This window comes from Algoriphagus iocasae, assembly GCF_014206875.1.
Lineage (GTDB): Bacteria > Bacteroidota > Bacteroidia > Cytophagales > Cyclobacteriaceae > Algoriphagus > Algoriphagus iocasae.
Map to the genome: position 1 here is coordinate 1,308,987 of NZ_JACIJO010000003.1, position 12,281 is coordinate 1,321,267.

A 12,281-nucleotide genomic window follows, 5' to 3' on the forward strand; every position below is an offset into this window, starting at 1 on the left:
TGAAATTATTTGAAAAACTTCTTTTACTGATTTTTGGAAAAGGTTTTTTTAAAAATGCTAATTTCCAAATTGATCTAACTTACCTATGAAATCAATCTGTTTTTATTTCATCCTGTTTTTTTGCTTTACCAGCCAGTTTAGCTTTGCGCAGCTCAGCAAAGAAGAAATCATTTTGGAATCTAATAAGGAACTAAGGACATCGCTTCAAACCTTCAGAGAATATCTCAGTATCCCCAATAATGGAAAAACTCCTGCTGATATTCAGGCAAATCTTGAATGGTGTAAGGATGCTTTTGAAAGCCGAGGGTTTAAAACAAAAGTATTGAAATCAGGATCTATTCCACATCTATTTTCCGAAGGTAAATCTGACCCAAAAAAGAAAACCATTTTGGTGTATATGCAGATTGATGGGCAACCTGTAGATTCTTCAGCATGGGATCAGGAGAGTCCTTATATACCAGCTTTGAAAATGAAAGTAGGGGATGGTTGGGAAGAGATCAATTGGAATTTTCTAGAAGGACCTATTGACCCAGAATGGAAAATCTTCGCAAGATCAGCTTCTGATTCCAAAGGTCCGGGGATGGCTTTTCTTACTGCATTGGATATTCTAGATAAAACTGGGAATGAACCCTCGGTCAACCTGAAGTTTATCTTGGATTTTCAGGAGGAAATGAGTTCACCGGAACTGGCAGATGTGGTTGCTGAAAACAAAAAATTATTTGAATCCGATGGGATATTGATCATGGATGGTACCCGCCATATTTCCAATTTACCTAACCTAACTTACGGAGCACGAGGTATTGCTACCGCTACCATCAAGGTTTTCGGTGCTAAAAATGATCTGCATTCCGGGCAATATGGAAATTTTGCACCAAACCCTGTTTTCGCTCTTTCCAGACTTTTGGCAGCTATTAAAGATGAAAATGGAAAAGTTTTGATTCCTGATTTTTATGCCGGAATCGAATTTACCGATGCTGAAATCAAAGCGATGAATGAAGTTCCGGAAGATTTGGAAACTATAGAAAATGAATTGGGTTTTGCAGAATCAGAAAAAGTCGGAAACTCACTTCAGGAGGCCTTACAATTTCCATCATTGAATGTTAGGGGGATCCGTGCAGGTTGGGTAGGAGAGGAAGTTCGAACGCTGATACCATCCGAAGCAATTGCTGAAATTGATATGAGACTAGTAAAAGAAACACCAGCAGAAAGACAAATCAATCTGCTTCGTCAATTTGTGATAGATCATGGATATCATTTAGTGGACGGCGAACCTACTGATGAAGAGAGGAAAACATATCCAAAACTTGCTTCCTTCGATTTTAGACTGGGTTCAGATCCTTTCAGGGCTGAAATGGACTCACCATTTTCCAATTGGTTAAAAGATGGAATGTCTTACGTTTTCGGAACGAATTATATCAATACCCGAACTACCGGCGGATCACAACCCATGGCTCCATTTATCAATATTTTGGGGGTTCCAGCTGTTTCAGTTCGAATTCCTAATCCTGATAATAGCATTCATGCACCCAATGAAAATATAAGAATTGGAAATTATCTGGAGGGAATTCAAACTTGTTTGGCGCTATTGAGTATTCCTTTTAACTAAAAGAACATAAAAATGCAGATTCCCAGCTTAGCGGAAATCAAAAAAGAATTAAGTTATCTGAACGAGAAGGAGCTTAGAGATTATATAATTGATCTCAGTAAGTTCAGCAGGGATAATAAAGCTTATCTTTTTTTCAAATTATATGGAAGAGACCAGCCATATCTGTACGTTCAGATGGTTCAGGAAGATTTGGAAATGGAATTTCAAAATGCAAGAGGCGATCATTCCTACTATGCAAAGAAATCGGCTCAAAAGATTCGTAGAAAAATGAATAAGCTTTTGAAGCTCAGTAAAGAGAAAACAGATCAGATTGAGGTGCTTTTATTTTTCTGCGAAAAGATAAAAGAGTACGGGTTTTTGAAACATGGAAATCAGGTGATCGATAATCTCTATAAAACCCAGGTTGCCAAAGCCGAAAAAATCATTTCTGGTTTACATGAAGACTTGCAGTTTGATTATGAAGGAAGAATAGAGGACTTGGCATAAAAAATCCTCTATTTACAATTCTCTCCACCAAAAATCAGTGCTTTTATCCTCATCCAAATGAACTAATTCACCTAATCTAGGAGAGAGGTAGCTAATGGATTTTCGCTCAGCAGTTTCAATAAACTTTTCTACAGGTTCGGTCCAATGATGTTGTGCCAAAGAAAATCCGGCCCAGTGAACAGGCATAATCTTCCGAGCATTTGCATCGATCGCAGCTTGCACACTTTCATTAGGAAACATGTGGATCAAGCTCCAATTTTCATTGTACTGGCCGCATTCCATCCAAGCAAAATCAAATGGACCTAACTTTTCCCCGATTTCAGCAAAATGGGATCCATAGCCACCATCACCACTAAACCATAAATTTTCATGTTCAGATTTAAGTACCCATCCTCCCCACATAGATTTGGCTCGATCTGATAATCCACGACCAGAAAAATGCCTAGTTGGGGTATAAATAATTTGAAGATCATGGAAATATTCAGATTTCCACCAATCAAATTCTGTGATCAAATCTTGATCAAATCCCCATTTATCCAAATGTCTTCCAACACCCATACCTACAAAAAACTGCTTCACTTTTGGCTTTAAGCGCTTCATACTTTTCAAATCCAAATGATCGTAATGATCATGTGTCATCAAAAGCAAATCAATTTCAGGAAACTGATCAATAAGATCCAAAGTCCCTTCACTGAATCTTTTGGTAGAAAATGGAGCAATTGGAGATGCATCTGGACCAAGCATCGGATCAATTAAAATGGTTTTATCATTCATGCGAATCAACAATGCAGAATGACCATACCAGATAAATTTTGCTTTCTCCGAAGGAGCTAAAAAGGCTTCTTTATCAAAATCCTGAACTGGAATTTTTTGTTTCGGCTCACGTCCTTCTTTTTCACAAAACTGTTTGTAAAGAAATTTTGGCAAAGCCTGAAAGCTAAAATCCATACTTGTGGGCTCCAGATTCAGGAACTTCTCTCCATCCCAGTTTTTAACTTTTTGGAATTTTTCAATCTCCTTCTTGGTGACTTTACCGCCAAATTGCTTTTTCATCTAAATTCAATTTCAGTCTGTTATCTACTTTAAAATAGACTATCATTCAAACTGAAGTTTAACTTCCTAGGTTCAGTAAATATTCAAATCATTCTACAAGTAGATTGATTTATTTTAATGAACAGGTACTTGAGAAATCGAATAGATGGGAATTTCACATTTTGAAATCCAATATTATTTTTTTGTCAGTTCTTGAAAAGCTCCGGCTCTTAACTCATAATCAAGAGAATCTATGAAGGAGTCAATCTTTCCGAAATGAAACTCGATTTCATATCGGATTTTGTCCAGACTTTTATAATAATCAAGCCAAAAGGGATCAAAATCATCTAAACCATAAAAGTTAGACCAAGCCAGAAAATCGGTTTCCTCCACATAGTCTTCCAGCGACTTTAAGGTTAGATATAGGCAAACCAATTGATTTTTTTCATCAAAATCACCTGCCTCATCTAGAATAAAAAGCTTCCATTCACCTTGGTTTGATCCGAATAAAACATGAAGCAATTCATCTCTAGATCCCAAAAGGGAAATTTTGATTCCATTTTGCTTTTGGTACTCTCTCAGTTTCTGTATGGAAGGATAAGTAGGCATTATTATAAAAAAGCAGGTTCCGAAATCCGAAACCTGCTGCATTGTTATTATTTCTTATCGAGAGAAATCTTCTTTGGAAGTTTATCATTCACTTCCTTCAATTCTGAATCTAAGATCTCATTTAACTTCGTTAGATGGGTTTCAAGTTCAGCCGAAAGCTCCTCAAATACAACATAAGCCGCATCCGTTGGTTTGGCTTGTCCTGATTCCACACTACGCTGAAGGGAAGCTAATCTGTTGTTCAGCTTGATAGGGAAATTGAGTGGATCCTGACCAGACTGATTTTGAACCTGATATAAATCCTCTTCGACAACCTGAAGTTTTGCAAGAAGTTCATCAATCTGTGCTTTGACTTTCGCATTTGCTTTCACATCCTTCGCCTGAGACTTAATATCTCTGATCAAAATTACCGCTTCATTTGCAGCAGAAACTTTGTCCCGAATCTGAATCGCCAAATCAAATTGCTCTTGGATGTCCGAGGCAGTTACGCCTTCAAGATTCGGATCCATTTCCAATTCGAAGGATGTTTCTTTTTCTACCTCACCTGTTTTCAAAGTGACAAAATACTCACCGATAGGAGCCATAGGACCTCTTTGTGGTCTTGCAGACCAAATGATCATTCCATCAAAAACAGTGGCACCAGGATAGCGCATATCCCAAGTGAAAGTATTCAAACCAGCCTTCAATGCTGGAGCATTTCTTCCTTCTTTGCCTTTGGTACCAGTATAGGTATTGATCAGGTTCCCATCAGCATCTTTGATCTCAATGGTTATAGTTTCGCCTTCTTCAGGCAGGTAATATTGAATTGCTGCATTATACACGCCACGAATAGGATTCGCAGGTTTAAACAAAGTAACCTCATCATTCTTGGTAACCTCCACAGCCTCTCTTAAAGGTCTGATATCGTCCAAAATCCAAAATCCTCTACCATGTGAACCCAAAACCACATCGTCATTTTTCAAAACAAGATCGCGAATAGGAGTATCCGGCAAATTCAATTGTAAGGATTGCCACTCAGCACCATCATTGAATGAAACATACACACCATGCTCCGTAGCTAGATACAAAAGTCCCGGTTTCTGTAAATCCTCACGAATTGCTCTGGCGAAATGCCCATCTTCGATTCCATCGATGATTTTCGTCCAGGTTTTCCCAAAGTCTTTGGTTTTGAAAACATAGGGCTGTCTATCATCAACCTGATATCTATTTGCTGCCAAATAGAGTGTTCCAGGAGCGAATTTTCCTTCATCAATGATGCTTATTCTAGAAAATTTAGGAAGATCAGCAGGTGTGATGTCCACCCAGTTTTTTCCTCCATCTTGAGTGATATGTACCTTTCCATCATCTGATCCCGCCCAAATCGTATTCACATCATGCATAGAAGGAGCTAAAGCAAATACTGTTGCATAGATCTCTGGGCCATTCATATCCATGGTGATCACTCCACCGGTTTTACCTAAGGTTTCTGGATCGGCATATGTTAAATCTGGACTGATTTTCTCCCAAGTTTGTCCATCATTCGTGGTTTTCCAAACATGCTGGGAAGTAGTATACATGATACTTGGATCCAAGGGTGAAAACATAATAGGGAAAGTCCATTGCCAACGCTCAGGTAGGGCAGAAGCAGGTTCGCCTGAAAAGAATCTTGGATAGACCTGAATATCTCTGTATTGGCCTGTCTTACGATTATACCTCGTCAATAAAGCACCTTGGGAACCAGCATAAAAGACATCTGGATCAGTAGGACTTTGAGTAATCCAACCGCTTTCTCCACCTCCAACAGCATAATGATAGCCATGCCCTGGACCACTTCCAAGCATATGTCTCCAGCCTTCAGATGGCATAGCCAAAGTACTGTTATCTTGCTGAGCACCAGCTACATGATAAGGAACATCTGAAGTAGTCATAACATGGTAAAACTGGGAAGTTGGGTAATCTTCTTCAGTCCAGGTTTTTCCACCGTTGATACTGACAATTCCTCCACCGTCATTTGAGGAAATCATCCGCATTGGGTCATTTGGATCTATCCAGAGATCATGATTATCTCCATGAGGAACCGAAATCTCTACATCAAAAGTCTCTCCACCATCTGTAGATTTCCAAAAATCAACATTCAAGCCATATACCGTATTCTTATCGATTGGATCGGCATAAATTCTAGAATAATAAAATGCTCTTTGTCTAAGCTTTCTTTCATCGTTTACTCGCTTCCAAGTTTTTCCTGCATCATCTGATCTGAATACACCACCTTCATTAGCTTCCACAATTGCCCAAACCCGATTCGGATCAGCAGGGGAGACAGTTACCCCAATTTTTCCAATAGGTCCTTCTGGCATTCCTGAGTTTGAAGTCAAATCCGTCCAGGTGTCTCCTCCATCGGTAGACTTCCAAAGTTTGGAATCTGGTCCACCTCCCCACATTTTCCAGGCTTTTCTATACACTTGCCAAGTTGAGGCATATAGGACATTGGGATTCGTTCGATCAATTATTAAATCAGCTGCACCAGCTTTATCACTGACATACAATACTTTCTCCCAAGTATTTCCTCCATCTGTAGATCGAAAAACACCTCTTTCTTCATTTTCTCCATATGGATGTCCTAAAGCCGCTACATATACTATGTCAGGATTGGTCGGATGAACTCTGATTCTGGAAATCGCTTGGGTTTCTTTCAACCCAATATGTCTCCAGGTTTCTCCTCCGTCTGTGGTTTTGTAAACTCCGTCACCTTGTGTAATGGAACCTCTCAATTGGGTTTCGCCTCCTCCAATGTAAACTACATCAGGATTGGTTTCGGCAACTGCCACAGCACCAATGCTGGAAGAGGTTATTTTTCCATCTGTCACAGGAAACCATTCATTTCCTCCATCTACGGTTTTCCAAAGTCCTCCACCTGTAGCGCCGAAATAATATTCATTTTTTCTTCCAGGACTTCCGGAAGCTCCTAAGGATCGACCGCCTCGATCAGGTCCAATATTGCGCCAGCTATAACTACTGTAAAAAGATGGATCCACAGGATTGGATTGACTTTGAGCCAATGCATCATAGTCCGAAAATCCTATACCCAAGCATATTAGCAATGCCTGAAGCGATTTGTAATTGTATCTCATTTGGTTGATGGTTATGTAATCTTAAATTACAAAAAGTGAATCGAAGATGAGCAAATACTTTTTTTGGACGGTATAATTATCTTATTCTTCGGAAATCAGGATAAAAAATAATTATTTAAAGTTTAGTAAATCCAAACCATTTTAAGGGTTCGTATGTTAAGGAATCAATCATTAGTAATTTAATGATTAGAAATAAATGAGTTTATAAGACAAAAAGACCAGAGTTTATTTAATTCTGGTTTTTTTTTGGTAGAAGGATTTTCCAATAAATAGAAATTAAAAAATCGCCCCAATTCATCTTTTGAAATGAGGCGATTTTTTTGATTAAATCCCAGTTAACTGTTTAATCCCTCTTTTTCACTTTTTAAATAAATCACCATGGAAAAGCTGTGAATTTGATCTAAATTCCCTCAAACGACCACCTTTTTTTATGAAAAAAATAGCCATTGCCTCTTTAATTCTATTCGCAGCATGCGGTACAGAATCCAGTAAGGAACAAGCAGAAGCTCAAAGACAATTTATCAAAGTTGATGAGATCAATCCAGGCATTAAACCGGGAGATAATTTCTTTATGCATGTCAACGGAACTTGGTATGATTCGGCAAAAATTGCAGACGATCAATCAGGTGTTGGATCATACTCTTTCCTGAATATTCCCCAAAAGCAGTTATTGGAGAATATTCTCAATGAAGTTTCCTCTTCTGAACATCCTGCAGGTAGCATTGAGCAAAAAATCGGTGACTTTTATGCTTCGGGAATGGATACTACGGCTATCAATTCCCGTGGTTATGAGCCGGTAAAACCGATTTTAGATCAAATACAAAGCATTTCTGATCTGAATGGTCTTCATCAATTTATCGCATCTGAACTTCAGTCAAACACGCGTTCATTGATTGGATTAAGCATTTCTCCAGATGATGAAAACAGCAGTATCAACATTGCACATCTCAGTCAAACAGGCATTGGACTACCGGATCGGGAATATTATTTCAAAACAGATTCTTCCACGTTGGGTATTCAGAAAGCTTATCAGACCTATATCGCAACGCTTTTTGAGATGACAGGAAGTAATGCAGAAGAAGCTGCTAAAGCTGCTAGTGAAGTTTATGCAATCGAAAAGTCATTAGCTGAATCCCATAAAACCCGAATTGAACGAAGAGTGGTCAAGGAAAACTACCATAAGATGGCCGTTGCAGAACTGGAAAAGAGCAACCCTAATCTTGGAATTAAGTCAATATTGGCGACGCTAGGTTTAGATGCTGACTCTATTGATATGCGCCAACCTGCATATTATGAGAAATTAAATACCATGCTTTCTTCTGTTCCTTTGGATGATTGGAAGACTTACCTTAAGGCACATACTCTTTCTACTTATGCGAGTTATCTGAGTACTGATTTTGAGAATGCCTCTTTTGAATATAACAAAGTTGTTTCTGGTCAATCCAAACAGTTGACAAGAGCTCAACAAATGGTTCAGCAAGTGGATCGACAATTGGGATTTGATTTGGGACAACTTTATGTGAAAAGGTATTTTAATGAAGATGCCAAAAAACGTGTTTTAGACTTGGTCAACAATCTTCAAAAATCCTTCGAAAATCGAATCAATCAATTGGATTGGATGAGTGATAGTACCAAAGCTAAAGCCAAGGAAAAGCTATATTCAATCAACAAGAAAATCGGCTATCCTGATGTTTGGAGAGAGTATCCAGTTTCGATTGACCGAGGGAAATATTTTGAAAACGTGCTGGCATTAAGAAAAGACGAAAGCCGTTATCAATTAGAGAAATTCGGTAAAGCACCAAACAGAGATGAATGGGGAACCACACCAAGCACAGTTACTGCCTATTACAATCCTTCTTTGAATGAAATTGTCTTTCCGGCAGGAATTCTTCAATACCCATATTTTGATCTGTATGCCGATGATGCTGTCAATTATGGAGGTATAGGAATGGTTATCGGACATGAATTAACGCATGCATTTGATGATCAGGGAGCGCAATTTGACAAGGATGGAAATGTGAAAAACTGGTGGACAGAAGAAGATTATGCCAAGTTCAAAGCGAAAACCCAGCAATTAATCGATCGGTACGATACCTTCACCATTTTGGATAGTGTGCATGTAAAAGGTGCGATGACCATTGGAGAAAATACTGCTGATAACGGTGGAATTTATATAGCCTATGATGCTTTCAAAATGACTGATCAAGGGCAAGACACCACCAAAATCGATGGCTATACACCGGATCAACGGTTTTGTTTATCGATCGCCAATATTTGGAGAGTGAAAGTGCGAGATGAATTTATGAGAACCTATGTAAATACTAATTCCCATTCTCCTGCTATGTGGCGAGTTAATGGCCCGCTGATGAACTTTGATCCTTTCTATGCTTCCTTCCCAATCCAACCGGGAGATAAAAACTTCAAAGCAGAAACTGAGCGAATCAAAATCTGGTAATCCCTGAATTCATTCCATTTGATATCTATAAAAAAGACCTGAACCCTAATCCATTGGGTTCAGGTTTTTTGGCTTTTAAAAAACCAGAGTGGAAATTCCTTTTTCATTTGGCCTCAGCTTCTTTTCTTTGTTTAGACCTTTTTCTCCGACATGAAAACCCAATCCAAAACCTTCAATAAGCTCATTTTTGTAATACTTTGCTTTATCACAACCCTTTCACATGCCCAGACTGATTGGTTGTTGGATAACTCTTCTTACAAATCTCACATCCAGGAATCAGGAGATAAGATCACTCTTTCCAATGGACTGATCGAACGAGTGATAAAAATCTCTCCAAATGCCGCTACTATCAAATTAGATAACCTGTATAGTGGCCAATCATTTCTCAGAGGAGTAAAACCTGAAGCAGAAGTAAAGATAAATGGGGTTAATTATGAGGTTGGAGGCCTAAAAGGACAACCAAATTATGCATTTCTAAAAGAAGAGTGGATTGATCAACTCAGTAATTCCCCTTCGGCAATGCAATATGCAGGTCATGAAATCATGGAAACTCAAGCACCTTTTGATTGGGCAAAAGTTCGTCATGGGAATTTAGACGCAGCTTGGCCACCGAAAGGAGCACATCTCCGTCTTGATTTCATCCTTCCTGAATCAAAAGACTTATTGTCTTCTGATGAACCTCTTCCAAGTTTCCTGGGGAGGGAGATGCTCTATAATACAGATTTTAACACCCTCGATGATTCCTGGATCGTCAATACATCCTCTAGTCATCCAAGATCCTCTTTTGAAAATGAGGGGAAAATGGGAGAAATATATACCCCTGGAAACACTTCCGTATTTATTGAAAGAGATTTTGACCCAAGGTCGAAAATCATTGAAGCCACATTTAATACTGGTACCGACCAATCAAGAGAATATGGCCCAGGAATTACCTTGGTTTGGCCTGATAGCACAATCAAATTTTACCTCAAACCAGGAGGAAATGAGTACGACGATGGTGTGTCTATGTTTGGACTTTGGGATGGAGAAAAACAACTCAGAGCAGCAGGAGGGAGGCAAAAGCTTGATTTAAATTCGCCTTGGTCGCTTCGGTTTAGAATCACCAATGAGGGAGTCCTTTGCGAAGCAAAACCTAAAAACGGTGATTGGGAAACTATTGAGAGGTTACCTTCATTTTCTAGCCTTCCTACCCAAATAAGAATCGGAAAAACTGATGGGAAGGGAAACAAAAAAGATGATTCAGAACTAGGTGATTTGGTCAGAATGCAGGTGTTGGATTTTGCGATGTATGGAGAATTAGATACTACCATCAAAAACAACCTAAATCCAGAAGATGTAACTGTTTCAGTCCATTATGAGATTTATGACGGAATTCCAGTGATGGCCAAATGGATAACAGTTGAAAATAAGAGCGACAAATCAATTACTATCGGAGACTTCACCAGCGAAATCATCGCGGCTGTAGAGTACGAATCCGTGGTGGAATTAAGAGAAAAAACAGTCATTCAAACTCCAAATATCCATGTAGAAACCGACTTTGCTTTTGCCAGTATGAAGGCAAAAGATGCGAATGCCCATGTCGTAAATTGGCTTCCTGATCCCGAATATTTCACTCAGGTGAATTACCTCCGACAAACACCAAGTTTATTGAAAGTCAGTCCAAGTTATGGACCAGATCAGGATTTAGAGCCAGGAAAGAAATTTAACTCTTTTAGAACATTTGTCCTGCCTTATGATAGTTACGATCGTGAAAGACAAGGACTCTCGCTTCGCAAAATGTATAAAACTCTTGCCCCTTGGACAACAGAAAATCCATTGATGATGCATGCCAGATTTGCGGATTGGGAGCAGGTGAAAAAGGCGATAGACCAAGCATCAGAAGTAGGCTTTGAAATGGTGATTTTGACTTTTGGCAGTGGTTTCAACATCGAGGATGACAGTGAGGAGTATTTAGCAGAAATGAAGCGATATGCTGATTATGCAAAAAGCAAAGGAGTAGAAATCGGTGGTTATTCCTTATTGGCTTCCCGAAGTATCGATAAGAAAAACGATGTGCTTATGCCAGAGGGAATGCGACCTACTTTTGGCAACTCTCCATGTTTGGCTAGTGAATGGGGACAAGAATACTTTCAAAAACTGTATAATTTCTATGATAAAACTGGCTTTACGCTATTAGAACATGATGGGTCTTATCCTGGGGATGTTTGCGCTTCAGAGGATCATCCCGGTCATAAAGGCTTAGCCGATAGCCGCTGGAATCAATATCAAATGATTTCTGAATTTTACAAATGGTCTAGAGGAAAGGGTATCTATCTCAATATTCCTGATTATTATTTTATGACAGGGGGAAACAAAATTGCAATGGGATACCGTGAAGTAAACTGGAGTCTTCCCCGAAACCAACAATTGGTGCATGCCCGACAAAATATCTATGATGGGACTTGGGAAAAAACATCTACGATGGGTTGGATGTTCGTTCCTTTGACAGAATACCAAGGTGGCGGAGCTGCAGCTACAATCGAACCATTGAACGAGCATTTGGCGCATTATGAAATGATGATCGCCAGCAATCTAGGAGCTGGAGTTCAGGCATGCTACAGAGGCCCACGTTTATTTGACACAGAAGAAACCAAAACCATGGTCAAAAATCGGGTGGATTGGTTCAAGCAACACAGAGAGGTTTTGGAAGGAGATATTATCCATCTAAAACGTGCTAATGGACAAGACTTGGATTACTGGTTAAATGTAAATCCGCAAGGAACAGAAAAAGGCATGTTGGTGGTGTATAATCCAACGGATCACGCCATCACCCAAAAAATAAAAGTTCCATTATACTACACGGGATTACAGGATAAAACAATCGCCAAAAACAAGAACGAGGAAACTCTGGAACTCACTTTAAGCAGAGATTACTCAGTCGAAATTGAAGTAACTGTTCCGGCAAATAGTGATCATTGGATTAGCTTCCAATAACATGTCCAAG

Annotated in this window: 7 protein-coding genes; 4 read left to right on the top strand and 3 right to left on the bottom strand. The window is 39.1% G+C overall.

Features of this window, described 5'->3' with window-relative positions:
* Positions 1-85 precede the first annotated feature (85 nt).
* A complete protein-coding gene (locus FHS59_RS19785) occupies positions 86-1,606 on the top strand; it encodes a M20/M25/M40 family metallo-hydrolase (protein WP_184497332.1) in 1,521 nt (506 codons plus the stop codon).
* A 12-nt stretch (positions 1,607-1,618) separates the two neighbouring features.
* The gene (locus FHS59_RS19790; RefSeq protein ID WP_184497334.1) at positions 1,619-2,092 is read left to right on the top strand and encodes a hypothetical protein; all 474 of its coding nucleotides are present in this window, start codon (positions 1,619-1,621) and stop codon (positions 2,090-2,092) included.
* Between the two features lie 12 nt (positions 2,093-2,104).
* Here FHS59_RS19790 and FHS59_RS19795 read toward each other — a convergent pair whose 3' ends face one another.
* From FHS59_RS19795 to FHS59_RS19805, 3 genes are all read right to left on the bottom strand, one after another.
* Positions 2,105-3,145, bottom strand: coding sequence for an MBL fold metallo-hydrolase (locus FHS59_RS19795; RefSeq protein ID WP_184497336.1), 1,041 nt, complete (start codon positions 3,143-3,145; stop codon positions 2,105-2,107).
* Positions 3,146-3,319: 174 nt separating this feature from the next.
* Entirely contained in the window at positions 3,320-3,733 is a 414-nt protein-coding gene (locus FHS59_RS19800) for a hypothetical protein (RefSeq protein WP_184497338.1), read from the bottom strand.
* A gap of 47 nt (positions 3,734-3,780) precedes the next feature.
* Positions 3,781-6,843, bottom strand: coding sequence for a VPS10 domain-containing protein (locus tag FHS59_RS19805; protein ID WP_184497340.1), 3,063 nt, complete (start codon positions 6,841-6,843; stop codon positions 3,781-3,783).
* A gap of 430 nt (positions 6,844-7,273) precedes the next feature.
* Here FHS59_RS19805 and FHS59_RS19810 point away from each other — a divergent pair, with 430 nt between their 5' ends.
* Both FHS59_RS19810 and FHS59_RS19815 read left to right on the top strand, forming a co-directional pair.
* Positions 7,274-9,298, top strand: coding sequence for a M13 family metallopeptidase (locus tag FHS59_RS19810; RefSeq protein WP_184497342.1), 2,025 nt, complete (start codon positions 7,274-7,276; stop codon positions 9,296-9,298).
* A gap of 150 nt (positions 9,299-9,448) precedes the next feature.
* On the top strand, positions 9,449-12,271 hold the full coding sequence (locus FHS59_RS19815) for a hypothetical protein (RefSeq protein WP_184497344.1): 2,823 nt from the start codon (positions 9,449-9,451) through the stop codon (positions 12,269-12,271).
* Positions 12,272-12,281 lie beyond the last annotated feature (10 nt).

Excerpts from the sequence above, each read along its gene's own strand:
- FHS59_RS19785 (WP_184497332.1), top strand. The coding sequence starts at position 86 with ATGAAATCAATCTGTTTTTATTTCATCCTGTTTTTTTGCTTTACCAGC.
- FHS59_RS19790 (WP_184497334.1), top strand. The coding sequence starts at position 1,619 with ATGCAGATTCCCAGCTTAGCGGAAATCAAAAAAGAATTAAGTTATCTG.
- FHS59_RS19795 (WP_184497336.1), bottom strand. The coding sequence starts at position 3,145 with ATGAAAAAGCAATTTGGCGGTAAAGTCACCAAGAAGGAGATTGAAAAA.
- FHS59_RS19800 (WP_184497338.1), bottom strand. The coding sequence starts at position 3,733 with ATGCCTACTTATCCTTCCATACAGAAACTGAGAGAGTACCAAAAGCAA.
- FHS59_RS19805 (WP_184497340.1), bottom strand. The coding sequence starts at position 6,843 with ATGAGATACAATTACAAATCGCTTCAGGCATTGCTAATATGCTTGGGT.
- FHS59_RS19810 (WP_184497342.1), top strand. The coding sequence starts at position 7,274 with ATGAAAAAAATAGCCATTGCCTCTTTAATTCTATTCGCAGCATGCGGT.
- FHS59_RS19815 (WP_184497344.1), top strand. The coding sequence starts at position 9,449 with ATGAAAACCCAATCCAAAACCTTCAATAAGCTCATTTTTGTAATACTT.